The following is a 17189-nucleotide window of genomic DNA, read 5'->3' on the forward strand; positions in this document are numbered from 1 at the left end:
CCCGCACCCCTATCCCACCCGATCAACCGGCACGTAATACAGGAGCCCCAGAGATGTACCGACGCTCCACCGCGGCTGCTGTTCTGCTGGCCGCGGCCCTGACCCTGACCGCCTGCAGCTCGGGCGGCGACGGCAAGGCCGACGCCGAGGCGGCGAAGCCGAAGCCGCCGGCCGCCTCGTCGGTCCCGGACCCGGCGGACGCCTCCGCGGCGCCGGTCTCGCCCGACGCGAAGCCGACCGGACCGGTCCTGCCGGACTCGAAGCTCACCCCGAAGACGGGCAGCTTCAAGGCCAACGAGAAGCAGTACCTGAGCGGACGGGTCCCCGAGAAGATGGACCCGGCGGCGGTCCTCCAGACCGGCCAGGAGTCCTGCCAGCGGGTGGAGCGCACGGCCAAGCGCGACAAGGACGCGGCGACCGGGGCCATCGTCGCCGGGGAGATCCCGGGGGCGAAGGACGCGATCACGTACCTGTGCCCGGAGCAGAAGCCGATCCTGGACGCGGCGTCCAAGGGCTTCGCCGACGGCACCCGCCAGTCGCCCGCGGCGGGCGCGTACCGGGCGCTGACCCAGGCCACGACGTGCAGCTGGGAGGCGAAGGGCAAGGACGGCGCGGTCCTGGCCTCCGGCCCCGAGTCCCCCCTGAAGCCCGGTGACAAGATCACGGCCGCGATCCCGGCGGGCACCGCGACCTTCACCTCGACGGGCTGCTACGCCTGGATCCCCGCGTAGCGGTCCTCCGTACGCAGCAGAACGCCGCCCCTGGCCCGAACTCCGGGCCGGGGGCGGCGTTTTCGCGTGCCCTTCCCGGGTAGCCGCGCGGTCAGGCGAACCATGACTGTGGAGGCGAATCACATGGGAGGCATCGGCGGCTGCATCGCGCTGATCGTGGTGGGGGCCATCCTCACCTTCGCGACGGACTGGAAGATGGAGGGCGTCAACCTCGACGTCGTCGGGCTGATCATGATGGCGGCGGGAGCCATCGGCCTCGCCGTCTACGCGAGCGTCTTCAAGCGCCGCCGCGCGGCGGCCCTCCCGGTGGTGGACGAAACCCACCGCGAACTGTAGGCCGCCTCAGCGCAGGGCCTTCTCGTAGACCGTGAGGAGGGTGTCCAGGACGGCGTCCATGGAGAAGGACTCCGCCGCCAGTTCGCGGGCCGCCAGCGAGGCGTCCGCGTTCTCGGAGGGGTCCAGGAGGGCCAGGACGGCCTCCGCGACGCCCGACGGGCCCGGGGTGACCGCTCGGCCGGCCCCCGCGGCCGCGATGTCGCGGGCCAGGCCGTTCGAGTGCGTGACCACCGACGGGACGCCCACCGACAGGGCTTCCAGGACCGACATCGGGAACGGCTCGTCCACCGAGGGCAGGACGTAGACGTGGGCCCGGCGCAGCTCCGCCAGGACCTCCCCGGCGGACAGCGCACCGGGGACCGTGAAGCGCCCGTCCAGGCCCAGCTCCGCGATGCGTGCCCGCACCGCCGCCAGCTCGCCCTCGTCGGGGCCGGCCACCACGAACTCCGCGTCCGGGTGGACCGCCAGGACCGCCGGGGCCGCGTCCACGAAGTCCACCGGGCGCTTGCGGGCCTGCAGGCGCGCCGAGTACAGGATCCGCGGGGGACCCGCCGGGGCCGGCCGCTCCTGCTGCGCGGGCGTGCCGTTCACGAGCCGGACGGCCCCCGGCAGCGCACCGCCCACCACCGCGTCGAGGCCCTCCCGTTCGTGCGGGGTCAGGTAGAGCACCGCGTCCGCGCCGCGCAGCAGCCTCCGTACGGCCACCGCGTCCAGCACCTTGGCCAGCACCTTCTCGCTCGGGTCCACCATGCCGTGGGTCTGCAGCACCAGCGGCTTGCCTGCGCGCAGCGCCGCGAGGGCCACGGGCAGGGTCACCAGGTCCCGCGCCAGGTGGACGTGGACCACGTCCGCGTCCCGGACCAGCCGGCCCGCCGAGGCCAGCAGGGCTGGCGAGGTCATCCCGCTGAAGCCCAGGGGGAGCAGACGCCGGGCCGGGAACAGCTTCGCCGGGACGCCCTCCACCGAGGTCGGCCACGGGTCCGGGAAGCCCTCGCCGAGCGCCAGCAGCCGTGCCTCGTGGCCGCGCTCCCCAAGCCCCTTGGCCAGGTTCAGCGCGACCCGGACCGGCCCGCCGAAGGCGTGCGAGGGGGAGTGGAGCGTGACGGCGTGCAGGACTCTCACTTGGGCTCCTCGACCGGGCGGCGCTGCCCGTCCATCGTCTGCAGGGTCAGTGCAGGAAGGTTTCTGTGGACCACGGATCCGGCACCCGCCACCGCGCAGCGGCCCACCGTGACCCCGGCCAGCACGGTCGCCCGTACGGCCACCCACGCGCCGTCCTCGACCACGATCGGCGCGTTGCGGTAGCGGAAGTCGGCGGCCCGGTGGTCGTGCGAGCCGGTGCAGAGCATGGCCTCCTGCGAGATGCAGACGTTCGCCCCGATGGTCACCGGCTCCAGGTTCAGCAGCCAGGCGCCCTCGCCGATCCACGTGTGGTCCCCGACGGTGAGCTTCCACGGCCACAGCACCCGAACCCTGTGCCGGATCAGCACGCCCTCGCCGATCCGGGCACCGAACGCCCGCAGCAGCGCCACCCGCAGCCGGGCCGGGCAGAACCACGCCATGAACAGCGTGTTCATCACCGCGAACCAGAGCGCCTGCGTCAGCAGCCCGCGCCCCTTGTCGTATCCGGCCAGCGTGAAGGCAGGAAGATCACGCAACTGTCGCCCCTCATCGTGCGCTGCGGGCTCGTCGCGCTCCGCAGGAGCGCCTCCCCGGGCGCCGCCCGCTCAGACTAGACTGCGCGCGGACCAGGCACATCGGGTGGGGGCGGCAGTGGCAACGGACATACGCAAGCCCTCGATGACCCCGCCGCTGCCGCCCGTCCCCGAGCCGGACGACGCGCACAGGTGGGGGCGGGTCACCACCCCGCGCACCCTGCTCTCCCGCGCCCTGTCCGTCCCGCTCATCCTCGGCTTCACCGTCTTCCTGCCGCTGATCGTCGCCGTCCAGCCGGGCGACGGCCAGCGCGACGCCGCGTTCTGGCTCCAGCTCCTGCTCACGATGTACGCGGGCGCCCGGCTCTCCGCGATGGTCCTGACCAGCCGGCGCAAGCTGCTCCAGGGCTCCTTCTGGCTCTTCGTCTACATGGCGATGGGCGTGGCCCCGCTCGCGCAGGCCGTCCTCGGCCGGGTCCCGACCCCCGTGGTCGGCCCCCGCTCCGACCTCACCGTCGCCATCGGCCTGGTCCTGCTCGGCTGCACGGCGTTCGACGTCGGCGTGCTGCTGGCCCGCCACCGGCCGACCGGGCGGGCGGGCGGCTCCCAGAAGGAGCCGCGGCCGGTCATGGCGCACCGCCGCCGCCTCCAACTGCTGACCGGGCTCGCCTTCCTGTGCAGCGCCGCGTTCATCATGAAGCTCGGCGGCCCGGCGGTGTTCTTCTCCAGCCGCCAGGAGATCATCGCGGGCATCGAGGAGGCGGGCGTCTCCAACGGCGACGGCCAAGCGGGCCAGGCCCTGCTGCGCGGCTTCGGCACCGTTCCGGCGCTGCTCGCCCTGCTGCTGTACACGCGCTGGCTGATCACCTCGACGTACGCGCGCCGCAAGGTGTCGGTCATCGTCACCTGGGGGGCGCTGGCCCTGCTCAACCTGGTGGTCAACAACCCGATCTCGAACCCGCGGTACTGGTTCCTCACGGTCATGTTCGCGCTGCTGTTCACCGTCTTCCCGGTGAGCGCCGCGATGTACCGGGTGGCGCTGTCGATGGCCGTGGTGATCGCCCTGCTCGTGTTCCCGTTCGCGGACCGCTTCCGGTACGACGAGAAGAACTACAAGCCGGTCGAGACGACGTCGTTCCTGGAGCCGATGGCGCTGAAGGACTACGACCAGATCGGCATGTTCGCCAACACCATCACGTACTCGAACTCCGGCCCCGGGCACCTGTACGGGAGCCAGCTCGCCGGATCCGTCTTCTTCGCGGTGCCGCGCTCGGTCTGGCCGGGCAAGCCGAAGGACACGGGCGTGATGGTCGGCGAGTGGATGGGCACGGTCAACACCAACCTCTCGTCCCCGATCTGGGCCGAGCTGTGGCTGGACTTCGGCCCGCTGGGCATGGGCGCCGGGCTCCTGGGCGTCGGGTACGCGGCGGCCCGCGTGGACCGCCGCTACGCGAAGCGCGCCACGCGGCGCTCGCCTCCGGGCAGCCTCATCTCGGTGGTGGTCCCGCTGGTCGCGGGCTACTCGTTCATCCTGCTCCGCGGCCCCCTGCTCCAGGCTTCGGGCCGCGTGGCGATCGCCGCCCTGTGCCTGGCGCTGGTGGCGACGTACCGCCAGGACAAGTCCACCAAGCTGCGCTAGCGGAAGGCCGCGAGCGGCTGGAAGAGGGGAAGGCCGGCGGCTCAGGCCGCCGTGGTGACCGGGGACTCCGGCGCGCGGGCCGGGAGGCGGATCACGCGGAGCCAGCCCGCCGCGGCCTTCAGGGCCGAGCCCGCCGCCAGGCCCCAGGCGGCGCCGGCCACGCCGGCCAGCGCGTACCCGCCGAGCAGCAGGGCCACCGACAGCAGCGAGAACACCACCTGCAAGGACAGCGTCGCCCTCGGGTTCAGCACCCGCAGGGTCAGCAGGGCGCAGGTGCCCAGGCCCATCACCGCGTACTGGGCTCCCGTGGCCGGGAGCAGGGCGGAGGCCGCCGCCCAGGTGTCGCCCAGCAGCTGCCGGCCCAGGCCGTCGGGCAGCGCGTACAGGACCGCGCCCCAGCCCGCGCCCAGCGCCGCCAGAGCGCCGCCCATCGCCGCCGTCAGCCGGACCACGCCGCGCTTGCCCGAGGCCCGGCCCACCACCGGCGGGCCGAACGCGTTCGCCGAGTTGAACAGCACGTTGAGCGGGCCGAACAAGGTGGTCGCGCCCCGCAGGGCGCCCACCGCCAGCGGGGTCGCGAACAGGCCGAGCCCGAGCACCGCCAGCTGGCTGGAGCCGTTGCCCACCGCGAACTCGACCACGAACCGCTGCCCGAGGTGCCCCCGCCGCAGGTACGGCCGCAGATCGGCCGCCGAGCCCCGGACCCGGGGGCGCAGCAGCCAGAGCCCGAGCGCGAGCGCCGGAAGCGCCGAGACGCCCCACACCAGCACCAGCCGCCCCGGCGAAGCCCCTTCGGGCTGGAGCAGCAGCGCCGCGACCACGCACACCAGCCGCAGCGCGTCCGCGGCCAGCGCCCGCTCGGGGGCGCGCAGCGCGGAGAAGCAGTACCGCAGCCCGTCCTGGACGAGCACCAGCGGCAGTACGAGGCCCAGCGCGAGGAAGGCCCAGCCGCCGGCCCCCGGCACGGCGAGGCCGACGAGGGCCAGCACCGCGCCCGCCGCCGCCGAGGCGGCCGCGGTGAACGCGAGCCCCGAGCGGCACACCGCGCCGAGCCGGGCCTCGTCCTTCTCCAGCACCACCGTCTGGCCGACGTACGCCATGTTCAGCCCGAGGAGCACGCTGAACGCCACGTACACCATCGAGAAGTCGGCGAAACCGGATGCCGAGGACAGCCGGGCGGCCAGCACCAGCACCAGGATGTTCGTGGCGCTGGACGCGGCCTGGTCCAGGACGGAGGAGACGGCGGCGAGGCCGCGCCGGCTCATCTGCGGCCCATGCGCACCGTGCGCAGGGCCACCGTGTCCGTGCCGTCGCCCGGGATGTGCTGCTCGGGCTCGGCCTGCCGGTGCGCCTGCTGCCCCTGCTGTCCCTGCCCCTGGTTCGGCTGTCGCGTGAGCGGCTGCGCCTGCGGGGCGGAAGGCCGGGAGGCCTGCGCCGGGGCGCCGGACGCGCCCTTCGCCTTGCCGCCGCGGCCGCGCTTCTCGCCCGGCAGCGGGGCGTGCAGCACCGCGCCGAGCACCGTGCCGCCGGCGCCGCTGATCAGCTCGCGGATCCGGGACAGGTCGGTGCGGTGGACGGCGCGCGGGTCGCAGACGACCAGGACGCCGTCGACGCGGTCGACGAGCGCGAGGGCGTCGGCGTACGAGAGCACGGGCGGCGCGAGCACGACGACCGTGGAGTTGGGGGAGTCGGCCTCGGAGATCAGCCGGGTGGCGCGCGGGGAGGTCAGCGCACGGGCCACGTTGCGCACCGGCTCGCCCGGGATCAGGTCGAAGGCGCCCGACTCCCCGGCGTCGACGACGAGCTGGCGCCCGTCGGGCCAGTCGGTGTCGCCGTGGGCCGCGGCCGGGCCGCCGGAGGCTCCGCCCGGAGCCTGGCTCCACCGCGGCCGCCCGGCGCCGGTCGGCAGCTGGCTGGCCAGGATCGGCGTGCGCAGGTCGGCCTCGATCAGCAGGACGTCCTTGCCGGTCTCCGCGAAGGAGGCGGCCAGGTTCACGGCCGCCGCGGCGGCGGTCTCGCTGCTGCCGCGCGGGGCGACGACCAGCAGACGGCGCCGGTCGGCGAAGCGGGAGTCGTAGGCGAGCCGGAAGGCCACCGAGCGGAACTCCTCGGCGAGCCGCGGGTCCTCCTCGCCGGCCGCGAGCAGCGGTCCGCCGCCGGTCTTGGCCCGCGGCAGGTAGCCGAGCACGGGCGCGCGCAGGGCCCGCGCCACATCGCCCTCGGAGCGCGGCGCGGGGTCGAACACGAGCCGCACCCACGCGGCGAGCAGGCCCAGGGCGAGGCCCACGGCCGCGCCGAGCGCCAGGGACATCACGAGGCCCGGGCCGTCGGTGTCGGACGGCGGGGTCGCCGGGCTGGTGACCCGGCCCGGGCTCATGTCCAGGGCCTGGAGCTTGGCGATGTTGCTGTTGAGGGTGTTGACCTTGCTCTGCAGGTCGGTCTTCGAGGCGTACGCGGCGTCGCGGCCCGTGCCGGCCGGCATGGCGTTGATCTGCTTGACGAGCTCGTCGAGGTTCTTGGCGACCGGGTCGCGCTGGTCCTGGTAGCCCTTGACCATCTTGTCGCGCGTGACGTCGAGGGACTCCTGCCGCTTGAGCAGGTACGCCTCGGTCATCGCGTTGGCGCGGGTGGCGGCCTCCTTGGGGGAGGACGCGGTGTAGGTGAACCGCAGCACCATCGTCTGGGGCGGGTTGGTCACCTGGAGGCCGCTGCGCAGGCCGGCGAAGTCCTTCGAGGTCACGCCGAGCTTCTTCGCGGCCTCGTTGGCTATGGAGGAGCTGAGCGCGACCTGCCGCTCCGAGCCGATGTTGATCGCCTTGTCGGGGGCGAGGCTCGGGTTGAACGGGTCGTCGGTGGGCGCGCGCAGCACGACGTCCGCGGTGGCCACGTAGGTGTCGGACGTGGAGATGCCGAGGTAGACGCCGCCCAGCAGGCCGATGCCGACACCCGCCCCGAGGAGGCGGCGGTAGCGCAGGAGCTGTTTGAACTGGTCCCTGAGGAGGTCCGGTTCGTCCTCCGCCGGGACCGACGCGGGGCGGTTGGTCTCGATCACGGCTGCGGACCCCCAAGTGCTTCGTCTATCAGTGCGTCGATGCGGGCCAGGCCCGCGTCACGGCTCAGGTGGGCCGCCACGTGCCGGGGCCCGGCCGCCCCGAGTGCATCCGCGCCCTCGGGGTCCTCGGCGAGGGCCCGTACGGCCTTCAGCAGGGCGTGGGGGTCCTCCGGTGGTACGAGGACCCCTGCGCCCGAGCGTTCCACTTCCTGGGCCGTTCCGCCCTCCGCCGCGACGGACGCGATGACGGGCCGGCCGGCCTGGAAGTAGGAGGTCAGTTTGGACGGCACGCTCATGTCGAGCACGGCCGCGTGCTGTGTCACGGCGAGTACGTCCGCCGCCGCGAGGATATCCGGGAACTCTCCGTCGGCGGCAGGGGGGATGATGTCCAGGTTCGGCACGTCTGCCGCGAGGTCGGCCAGGGCCGCGCGCTGGCTGCCGTCGCCCATGAGGACGAAACGGACGCCGGGGTCCAGGCGGGCGGCGCCCACGAGCACTTCGAGGCCCTGCTTGAGGCCCATGTTCCCGGAGTGCAGGACGACCGGCTCGCCGGGCGCCCAGCCGAGGTGGCGCCGGGTCTGGCCGCGCGGCCGGGTGGGCTGCGGGACGTGGGACCAGTTGGGCACGAGACGGATCTTCGCCGGGTCCACGCCCATGCCGACGACCCGGTCCACGAAGGTCTCGTGGATGACGCCGACCAGGGTCGCCCGCTTCAGGGCGTACGCCTCCGCGCGCCCGGCGATCGCGGCAGCCTTGTCGCCGCCGCTGATTCCGCTCTGCGCGGCGGCCGCGCCCATCAGGTCCTGGACGACCGGGATGAAGGGGACCTTCCACCGGGCGGCGAGCCGGGCGGCGAGGACCCCGCCGGCCAGGCTGGGCATCTGGGCCATGACCGCGTCCGGGCGCGGCATCCGGGGCGGAGCCACGGCGCCGTGCAGCAGAATCGATCCTTCAAAGAGGGCCCGCTTGACGGCGGTCTGGCGGGGCGGCACGGTGTGTGCGCGCCGGTGCACGGTGACCCCCGCGCGCCGTTCCGTGCGCCGGAGCGCCCCCTTGTACTCCGGCTCCAACGACCACGACGGGTAGTGCGGCATGCCGGCGAGCACATGGGTGTCATGGCCGAGATCCGCCCAGTGCTCCGCGATCTGGGTGGCGTACGGCCCAATCCCCGCGTGCTCGGGAGCGTAGTTGGTGGAAACCAGCAGTAGGCGCCGGTGACCGGATCTCGACACTGAACGTCCCCTTCTCCCCAGGATGATGCGCAGGTCACCCTATTCGTTCACCGACCGCGTGGGGAACGTGCACGCTATTGTCTGCTAATCCGCCACACCGGGGGGTGTGGCCGCTGGGGGGTAACTCATGACGGAGCGCGACATGTCCGACCTTGGCGCACCTGCGCACAGACCGTACCGAGTGGGGTACGCCCCAGGTGCGTACGATCTGTTCCATATCGGACATCTCAATATCCTTCGGCATGCCCGGAGTCAGTGCGACTACCTGGTCGCCGGGGTGGTCTCCGACGAGATGGCGGAACTGGCCAAGGGCCGCCGCCCGATGATCCCGCTCGTGGAGCGGCTGGAAATCGTCCGTAGCGTCCGGTACGTGGACGCGGCGTTCGTCGAAACGGTCCCGGACAAGGTGGAGACCTGGAGGCAGGTCCGCTTCGACGTGATCTTCAAGGGCGACGACTGGCGGGGCACTCCCAAGGGCGACAAGCTGGAGAAGGACTTCGCCGCCGTCGGCGTCGACGTCGTCTACTTCCCCTACACGGTGCACACGTCCAGCACCCAGCTCCGCCGGGCCCTGGACGCGCTGTCCGAGCCGCTGGACGCGCGCACCGAGCCGCTCAGCGCGGAACGGCGCTGAGCTCCCGGAACCACTTCGCGAGGAACGCCACCAGGAACAGCGCGGCGACCGCGCCGAGCCCGGCGTACGCCCAGCGGAACAGCGCCCCGCCCCCGAGCACGAGGAAGACCAGGCAGAACACGCCGTAGTCCACGGGCAGCAGCGCCACCGCGCGCACCGTCGAGGGCGCGGCGGCGGGGCTCCCGGGCGCCGGCTTCGGCTTGAGCTTCTCGGTCAGCAGTCCGCCGAAGAAGGTGACCACCGAGGCGAACTGGAAGCCCAGCGGCACCAGCAGCCAGCCCTCCCCGCCGGTCCCGTACGCCTCGGGGAAGCGGTAGAACGCGATCAGCACGCAGGTGTGCAGGGCGGTCAGCTTGGCGCAGTCCACGACGTGGTCCAGCCATTCGCCCGCCGCGCTGCCGCCCCCGCGCAGCCGGGCCAGCTGCCCGTCGGCCGAGTCGAAGGCGAAACCGACGGCGAGCGCGGCCCATACGGCGACACCCAGCCCCCACGAGGGCGCGGCGAGCGCCACCGCGGCCACCGCGGCGAAGCTGAAGGCGGCGCTGACCAGCGTCACCTGGTTCGGGGTCAGCCCGAGCGCATACGACACGGCGGCCAGGTACCGCCCCGCGGGACGGTTGACGAACCGCGAATAGAGCGACACCCCCTTCGCCGACTTCTGCGCCCCGCGCAGCTCCCGCAGCGCGGTCCCGACTCTCCCCATGCGTACCCCTGATCCCTGCCGATGTGGCACACGCGTACGGGTGCACGTGTGTACGAGGCCACATCATCGCAGGACGAACGAGGGTCCCCGCTCCGCTCCGGCCGACCACCGGCCCCGGCCGGCCGCCCGCCTCAGCCGGCCCCCCGGTCCGGCCCCGCGCCGCCCCGGCCGACCACCCGCAGCAGCAGCACCGACCGGGCCGGCACCGTCAGCGTCTCCCCGCCCCGGTGGCGGCTGCCGGGAGGCGCGGCCTGGTCCTCCCGCGCGGTGTCCAGGACCAGCTCGTACCCCGAGGCCCACGGCGCGCCCGGCAGCACCCACGACACCGGCCGGTCCCCGGCGTGCAGCAGCGCCAGGAAGCTGTCGTCGCAGACCTGCCGCCCCCGCTCGTCGCGGCCCGGGATGTCCCGGCCCGAGAGGTACATGCCGAGCGCGGCGGCCGGGGCGTACCAGTCCCGCTCGGTCATCTCCTTGCCCGCCGGGGTGAACCAGGCCAGGTCCCGCAGCCCGTCCGCGCCCTGCGGCCGGCCCGAGAAGAAGGCCCGCCGGCGCAGCACCGGATGCTCCTGGCGCAGCGCCACCAGCCGCGAGGCCAGGGCGAACAGCTCCTGCCAGGCCGGATCCTCCAGCAGCGACCAGTCCACCCAGCCCGTCTCGTTGTCCTGGCAGTACGCGTTGTTGTTGCCGCCCTGCGTCCGCCCGAACTCGTCCCCGGCCACCAGCATCGGCACCCCGGTGGACAGCAGCAGCGTGGTCAGCAGATTGCGCAGCTGCCGCCGCCGCAGCGCTCCGATCCGGGCGTCGTCCGTCTCCCCCTCCACCCCGCAGTTCCACGAGCGGTTGTCGTTCGTCCCGTCGCGGCCCGCCTCCCCGTTGGCCTCGTTGTGCTTGCGCTCGTACGACACCAGGTCGCGCAGGGTGAAGCCGTCGTGCGCCGTCACGAAGTTCACCGAGGCGTACGGCCGCCGCCCGCCCCACGCGTACAGGTCGCTGGAGCCCGACAGCCTGTACCCCAGGTCCCGTACGTCCGGCAGCGCGCCCCGCCAGAAATCCCGTACGGCGTCCCGGTACCGGTCGTTCCACTCCGTCCACAGCGGCGGGAACGCCCCCACCTGGTAGCCGCCCGAGCCCACGTCCCAGGGCTCGGCGATCAGCTTGACCCGCCGCAGCACCGGGTCCTGGGCGATCACCGCGAGGAACGGCGACAACATGTCCACGTCGTGCATCGAGCGGGCCAGCGCCGCCGCCAGGTCGAAGCGGAACCCGTCCACCCCCATCTCCGTGACCCAGTAGCGCAGCGAGTCCGTGATCAGCCGCAGCACGTGCGGGCGCCCGGCGTGCAGCGTGTTCCCGCAGCCCGTGTAGTCGGCGTAGCGCCGCTGGTCGGACTGGAGCCGGTAGTAGCCCCGGTTGTCGATCCCGCGCAGCGACAGCGTCGGGCCCAGCTCGCCCGCCTCCGCCGTGTGGTTGTAGACCACGTCGAGGATCACCTCGATCCCGGCCGCGTGCAGGGCCCGCACCATCCGCTTGAACTCCCCGACCTGCTGCCCGGCCGTACCGCTCGACGAGTACCCCGCGTGCGGGGCGAAGTAGCCGATCGAGTTGTAGCCCCAGTGGTTGCGCAGGCCCCGGCGCAGCAGATGGTCCTCGTGGGCGAACTGGTGCACCGGCAGCAGCTCGACCGCCGTCACGCCCAGCTTCAGCAGGTGTTCGACGGCCGCCGGATGGGCCAGGCCCGCGTACGTGCCGCGCAGTTCCTCGGGAACACCCGGATGGCGCATCGTGAACCCGCGCACGTGCAGCTCGTAGATCACCGAATCGGCCCACGGGGTCTTCGGCCGGACGTCGTCGGCCCAGTCGTCGTCATCGTGGACGACGACCCCCTTGGGGACGTGCGGGGCCGAGTCGCGGTCGTCGCGCACGGTGTCCGCGATGTACTGCTGCGGCCAGTCGCGGACGTGCCCGTACACCTCCGGGGGCAGCGTGAAGTCCCCGTCGACGGCCCGGGCGTACGGGTCCAGCAGCAGCTTGGCCGGATTGAACCGGGCCCCCGTCCAGGGGTCCCAGCGGCCGTGCACCCGGAACCCGTACCGCTGCCCGGGGCGCACCCCGGGCAGGAAGCCGTGCCAGATCTCGTGCGTCAGCTCGGTCAGCGCACACCGGGTCTCGGCTCCCTGCGCGTCGAAGAGGCACACCTCCACCGCCTCCGCGCCCTGAGCCCACAGCGCGAAGTTGGTGCCCGCCGTCCCGTCCGGGCCGGTACGGAAACGCGCCCCCAGGGGGTGCGAGGACCCCGGCCACACCGGGGGCCCCGGGCGCGTGACGGCCCGTAAGGCCGACTCGCGACCCTGTATCACCGGCCCGCTCCACTGGCCGTTGACGTGCGGGGCGGGCGACTCCACTGAGGTCACTGACTCCATGGCGGCCACATCCACCGCCTCTTGCTCGGCTGCGCTCGACACTGCCCGCCTCCACGGCTCCTGGGTACCGGCGGGGGAAGGCAGTGCGGCCCCGGCGTCCCTGCTGGGGCCCGCCCCCGTCTGGTCCTTCCCACTGTTCTGCCCGGAGAGATCTGCCCGGAACGTGGCCCGCGCTCACGTTTCCCCCGGAGGGGGCCGGTCGTTGGAGGGATCGTGACACTTCTGACGAGGCGGGCGGCGGCCGGCTTGGCCGCCGCAGCGGCGATGGCGGGCCTGCTGGGCGGCCTGGCCGGATGCACCGCGAGCGGCGGTTCCCCCGTCGAGATCCAGCTCCCCGGCAAGCCCCGGTCGCCCGACGAGGCCATCCGGATCACCCCCGAGGACAACGCCAAGGGGGTCCCGGCCGAAGGTCCGCTGACCGTCAGAGTGCCCGAGGGCCGTCTCGAACGGGTCGTGGTGACGAAGGTGGAGGACGCCCAGGAGGAGCGCGTGCCCGGCTCCATCGCCCCCGACGGCCTCAGCTGGAGCCCCGACACCGAGGGCGGCCGGCTCGCGCTCGCCGCCAAGTACACCGTGGACGCGGTCGCCCTCGACGGCCACAACCGCCGCCAGGCCCGGCACACCACCTTCACCACCTACGTCCCCGAGGAACGGTTCATCGGCTACTTCAAGCCGGAGAACCGCTCCACCGTGGGCACCGGCATGATCGTCTCCTTCAACTTCAACCGCTCGATCGCCAACCGCGCCGATGTCGAGCGGGCCATCACCGTCACCTCCAAGCCCCCGGTGCAGGTCGTCGGCCACTGGTTCGGCAAGGAGCGCCTCGACTTCCGGCCCAAGACGTACTGGAAGCCCGGCACCGAGGTCACCGTCACCATGAACCTGCGGGACGTGCAGGGCGCGCCCGGCTCGTACGGCATCCAGGACAAGTCCGTCACCTTCACGGTCGGCCGCTCCCAGGTCTCCCTCGTGGACGCGGAGGCGCACACGATGGAGGTCCGGCGCGACGGGAAGCTGGTCCAAACCCTCCCGATCAGCGCCGGAGCCCCCAAGAACACCACCTACAACGGGAAGATGGTGGTGCTGGAGATGTTCGACGTGACCCGGATGAACGGGCAGACCGTCGGGTTCGGCGGCGAGTACGACATCCCCGACGTCCCGCACGCCATGCGGCTCACCACCTCCGGGACCTTCCTGCACGGGAACTACTGGGCCAGCCCCGACACCTTCGGCTCCACCAACACCAGCCACGGCTGCGTGGGGCTGCGCGACGACAAGGGCGGCGGCTCGGACACCCCGGCGGGCTGGTTCTTCGACCGGACCCTGGTCGGGGACGTGGTGGAGGTCGTGAACTCGCAGGACAAGACGGTCGCCCCGAACAACGGACTGGGCGGCTGGAACATGTCCTGGGCGGACTGGGTCGCGGGCTCCGCCATCACCTGACCCCCGGCGGGCGGGGGCCGGCGCCTCCCGGGCACGCACCAGTCGAGTGATCGTCATACCGGAATGCCGTAGCCCGAGTGTGTCCTTCCGTCCGGTACGCCCGGTCCTGCGCTCAGCTTGCTCCAGCCGAGCGGCGCGGCAGCGCCGGGAGACGGACGGAGCGTCATGTCAGCTAGGAACTGGACCCTCGGGCTCGCGGTCGGAGCCGTTCTGGCCGCCGGGGCCTCCGCGGCCCTCGCGGCGGCCCCCGCGGCCGACCGGCCGGCGCGGGAACAGGCGGCGCCGGTCCGGGCCGCCCTGCGCGCGCCGCTGCCGGACGGCCTGGGCCCCTGCATCCCGGGCACGTGCCCCGACCCGTTCCCCCCGGTCGACGTCGGCACCGCGGCCAAGGGCTACGACGACGGCGTCAACGTCTTCGTCGGCGGGGACTTCCGGGTCCGCGAGCGCGCCGCCGAGGCCGAGGGCAAGGTCGTCGTCCTCGGCAGCTTCGACCAGGACAAGGACGCCCGGGCCGGCCAGGCCTACAACATCGGCATCGTCGGCGCGGGCTCCCTGGTGCGGCCCCCGACCGGCTCGGACTTCCTCGCCACCGGCCGGAACGTCCACATCGCCGCCGGCGAGCGCCTGATCTCCGACGGCGGCGTGGTCCGGTACGCCGGCACCGCACCCGGCCCCGGCCGGGTCACCGGCCCACTGGTCCAGGACACGGCCGCCGTGGCCAAGTACGCGGGCCTGCGCGACCGGCTCACCGCCGCCAGCACCTGCTACGCGCGGGTCGACGGGCAGCTCCGCAAGGCCACCGGCACGGCCGTCAACGCCTCCGGGACCACGGTCTTCACCGGGGACGGCGTCTCCAAGCTCCAGATCTTCAACGTCGACTTCGACCTGGTCTCCGGCGCAGGCGGCGGCGGTGCGGGCGGGGCCGTCGGCATCCGCTTCGACCGCATTCCGCCGGACGCCACCGTCCTCGTCAACGTCCTCGGGACCAACCGCACCATCAGCACCTACAGCGGCGCCATCGACGACGCCCACAGCCCCTGGAACGCGCTGCGGACCCGGCTGCTGTGGAACTTCCCGGACGCCACGACCGTGCACCTCCAGGGCAGCGGCCAGTTCCAGGGCGCCGTGCTCATCGGCGAGCAGGCCTCGCAGACCACCGTCACCCTGCCCGGCATGAACGGCCGCTTCTTCACCACCGGCACGCTCACGCACACCAGCGCCGACGGCCTCGGCGGCGGCCAGGAGTTCCACGCCTACCCCTTCAACGGCGATCTGCCCGACTGCACCCTGACCCCGCCCGTACCCGTCACCGGGTCGGTCTCCGTCCTCAAGCAGGACGAGGCGGGCAGGCCGCTGGCCGGCGCGCACTTCGAACTGTGGCGCGAGACCAACGGTCGGAGCGGCGCCCAGTTCACGGGAGACGCTGACACCGAGGTCGATGACTGCGTCACCCCCGCCGACGGCGTCTGCGCCCGGGAGTCCGAGCCCGGCACGTACTACTGGCGCGAGACCGCCGCCCCCGACGGGTACGTGCTGCCCGAGCACCGCGTCTTCCCGCTGACGCTCACCGCCGAGAACGCCACGGCCGGCGTCCGGTACGTGGTGGACAACGTGAAGGTGCCGCCGCCTGCGCCCACCGGCAGGGTCGCCGTCCACAAGGTCGACACCGACGGCACCACACCGCTCGCGCAGGCCACCTTCCAGCTGTGGCGCGAGACCAACGGGACCGAGGGCCTCCAGAGGGACGGCGGCTCCCCGGACACGCTCGTGGAGAACGCCTGCGTCACCGGGGCCGACGGCCGGTGCGAGCGGGTGGTGGAGCCCGGTACGTACCACTGGCGCGAGACCGTCGCCCCCGCGGGCTACGAGCTGCCCGCGCAGCCGGTGACCACGGTGGTCCTCACCGAGGCGGACGTGACCAGCGGGATCACGGCCACCGTCGTCAACGGCAAGGAGTACCGCGGGGTGCTGGAGGTCCTGAAGAAGGACGCCAAGACCGGGCGGCCGCTGCGCGGCGCGGTGTTCGAGGTCTGGAAGGAGGCCAACGGGACCGCGGGCCTGCAGACCGCGGGCATCAACGCCGACGTCCGGGTCAAGGCGGGCTGCGCCACCGACGGCGGGGGCGTCTGCACCTTCGGGTACCTGGAGTCGGGCTCGTACTACCTGCGGGAGACGGACGTGCCCGAGGGCTACGTGCTGCCGGACAACCGGGTGACGGGCCCGCTCCGGCTCGATGCGCAGACCCCCGGCCACAAGCTGGTGGTGACGGTGGACAACCGCCGCGACGACCACGGCAAGGGCAAGGACGACGGCGGCAAGGGCGGCAGGGGCAAGGGCGGCAAGGGCAAGGGCGGGAAGGGCGGCGGCCGCGGCTGACCCGCCCCCCGCCGGTGCGCCGGTGAGGTGACCCGCTCACCCCACCGGCGCACCCGCGCAGGCGGCCCCGGGCCGGTCCGGGTTGGCTGGGCCCCGGCGGCCCGGCCGGCGGGCCCGAGGAGGCCCGTATGACCGCAGGCGCACCGGTACCCGCACCCGTACGCGCAACCGCGCCGCGCGGCGCGGCCGCGGCCCTCCTGGCCGCCGCCGTACTGGCCCTCGCCGCACCGGGCCCGGCGCGCGCGAGCGCGGCGGCCGCCCCCGAACCCGCCTGTACCGCCGGCACCGGCCCCTACCAGCGCGAGCTCGAGGCCCACCTCGGCCGCCCCGTCGACGGGACGCAGTCCCCGGCCGACTGCGCGGCCGTCCGCTCCTTCCAGAGCGCCCACGGCATCACCCCCGCCGACGGCTACCCCGGCCTCGCCACCCACCGCACGATGGTCGCCGTGGCCGCGCGCGCCGAGCCCAACGCCGCCGGCGCCTGCCCCGTCCGCACCCGCCGGGTGACCTGTGTGGACCTCGACCGGCAGCTGTTGTGGGTGCAGCGCGGCAGCGGCGTCGTCTTCCCGCCCGTGCCCATCCGCACCGGCCGCGACGACCAGGAGACCCGCCCCGGCTGGCACGAGATCTACTGGCGCAGCAAGGACCACAAGTCCACGCTGTACGACAACGCCCCCATGCCGTACGCCCAGTTCTTCGACGGGGGCCAGGCCCTGCACGGCCGCCCCGGCGACCTCTACGCGCACGGCGGGTCGGCCGGCTGCGTCAACCTCTCCGTGCCGGACGCCGAACGCCTGTGGAACCTGCTGGACGAGGGCGACGCCGTCTACGTCTGGGGCGCCAAACCCGGTACGGAGGACTGACGCGGCCCGTTCCTCCGGCTTGGGACGGAACGGTGACAAGACCGTTTCTCTTCGTGATCCCCCCATGTGATTTCCTGTCGACATGCGCGCGACTGTCCGCGCGCG

14 protein-coding genes are annotated in these 17189 nt (G+C 73.5%); 7 read left to right on the forward strand and 7 right to left on the reverse strand.

The genetic code is table 11. From position 1 onward, the window contains the following. The first annotated feature begins 53 nt into the window (after nt 1-53). Complete coding sequence (locus ACFYZS_RS02700) at nt 54-731, forward strand: hypothetical protein (protein ID WP_389006011.1); 678 nt, start codon at nt 54-56, stop codon at nt 729-731. Nucleotides 732-854: 123 nt separating this feature from the next. Next, entirely contained in the window at nt 855-1067 is a 213-nt protein-coding gene (locus ACFYZS_RS02705) for a DUF6458 family protein (RefSeq protein WP_389006013.1), read from the forward strand. Nucleotides 1068-1073: 6 nt separating this feature from the next. Here the strand turns inward: ACFYZS_RS02705 and ACFYZS_RS02710 are convergent, their stop codons facing one another. Continuing rightward, nucleotides 1074-2189, reverse strand: a complete 1116-nt coding sequence (locus ACFYZS_RS02710; protein WP_389006015.1) for a glycosyltransferase — start codon at nt 2187-2189, stop codon at nt 1074-1076. After that, nucleotides 2186-2725, reverse strand: coding sequence for a WcaF family extracellular polysaccharide biosynthesis acetyltransferase (locus ACFYZS_RS02715; RefSeq protein WP_351780897.1), 540 nt, complete (start codon nt 2723-2725; stop codon nt 2186-2188). Before ACFYZS_RS02715 ends, ACFYZS_RS02710 begins: the two co-directional genes overlap by 4 nt. Before the next feature lie 142 nt (nt 2726-2867). On the opposite strand from ACFYZS_RS02715, the gene ACFYZS_RS02720 reads away from it, so the two are divergent. Further along, nucleotides 2868-4361 carry a hypothetical protein gene (locus tag ACFYZS_RS02720; protein WP_389006299.1) on the forward strand — a complete coding sequence of 498 codons (1494 nt, stop codon included), beginning with the start codon at nt 2868-2870 and terminating at the stop codon, nt 4359-4361. 41 nt (nt 4362-4402) lie between these two features. Here the strand turns inward: ACFYZS_RS02720 and ACFYZS_RS02725 are convergent, their stop codons facing one another. Genes ACFYZS_RS02725 through ACFYZS_RS02735 form a run of 3 tightly spaced genes read right to left on the reverse strand, consistent with a single transcriptional unit; the run spans nt 4403 to nt 8615 of the window. After that, entirely contained in the window at nt 4403-5626 is a 1224-nt protein-coding gene (locus ACFYZS_RS02725) for a hypothetical protein (protein WP_389006017.1), read from the reverse strand. Then, nucleotides 5623-7413 (reverse strand): lipopolysaccharide biosynthesis protein, encoded by a 1791-nt coding sequence (locus tag ACFYZS_RS02730; RefSeq protein ID WP_389006019.1) that lies wholly within the window; start codon nt 7411-7413, stop codon nt 5623-5625. The genes ACFYZS_RS02725 and ACFYZS_RS02730 overlap by 4 nt, the downstream gene beginning before the upstream one ends. Next, nucleotides 7410-8615, reverse strand: coding sequence for a glycosyltransferase family 4 protein (locus ACFYZS_RS02735; protein ID WP_389006301.1), 1206 nt, complete (start codon nt 8613-8615; stop codon nt 7410-7412). The genes ACFYZS_RS02730 and ACFYZS_RS02735 overlap by 4 nt, the downstream gene beginning before the upstream one ends. Before the next feature lie 172 nt (nt 8616-8787). Between ACFYZS_RS02735 and ACFYZS_RS02740 the strand changes: the two genes are divergently transcribed. Next, nucleotides 8788-9279: an adenylyltransferase/cytidyltransferase family protein gene (locus ACFYZS_RS02740; RefSeq protein ID WP_389006303.1), complete on the forward strand. Its 492-nt coding sequence runs from the start codon at nt 8788-8790 to the stop codon at nt 9277-9279. Here the strand turns inward: ACFYZS_RS02740 and ACFYZS_RS02745 are convergent. Both ACFYZS_RS02745 and glgX read right to left on the reverse strand, forming a co-directional pair. After that, complete coding sequence (locus ACFYZS_RS02745) at nt 9260-9982, reverse strand: CDP-alcohol phosphatidyltransferase family protein (protein WP_389006021.1); 723 nt, start codon at nt 9980-9982, stop codon at nt 9260-9262. The genes ACFYZS_RS02740 and ACFYZS_RS02745 overlap by 20 nt on opposite strands. Nucleotides 9983-10113: 131 nt before the next feature. Then, nucleotides 10114-12402: a glycogen debranching protein GlgX gene (gene glgX / locus ACFYZS_RS02750; RefSeq protein ID WP_389006023.1), complete on the reverse strand. Its 2289-nt coding sequence runs from the start codon at nt 12400-12402 to the stop codon at nt 10114-10116. 264 nt (nt 12403-12666) lie between these two features. Between glgX and ACFYZS_RS02755 the strand changes: the two genes are divergently transcribed. The 3 genes from ACFYZS_RS02755 (at nt 12667) to ACFYZS_RS02765 (ending at nt 17084) form a co-directional block, all read left to right on the forward strand. Next, the gene (locus ACFYZS_RS02755) at nt 12667-13845 is read left to right on the forward strand and encodes an Ig-like domain-containing protein (protein ID WP_389006305.1); all 1179 of its coding nucleotides are present in this window, start codon (nt 12667-12669) and stop codon (nt 13843-13845) included. Between the two features lie 165 nt (nt 13846-14010). Continuing rightward, nucleotides 14011-16221 (forward strand): choice-of-anchor A family protein, encoded by a 2211-nt coding sequence (locus tag ACFYZS_RS02760; protein WP_389006025.1) that lies wholly within the window; start codon nt 14011-14013, stop codon nt 16219-16221. 128 nt (nt 16222-16349) lie between these two features. Continuing rightward, nucleotides 16350-17084, forward strand: a complete 735-nt coding sequence (locus tag ACFYZS_RS02765; RefSeq protein ID WP_389006027.1) for a L,D-transpeptidase family protein — start codon at nt 16350-16352, stop codon at nt 17082-17084. Nucleotides 17085-17189: the final 105 nt, after the last annotated feature.

Origin of the sequence: Streptomyces sp. NPDC001903, assembly GCF_042891345.1 — a bacterium.
Lineage (GTDB): Bacteria > Actinomycetota > Actinomycetes > Streptomycetales > Streptomycetaceae > Streptomyces.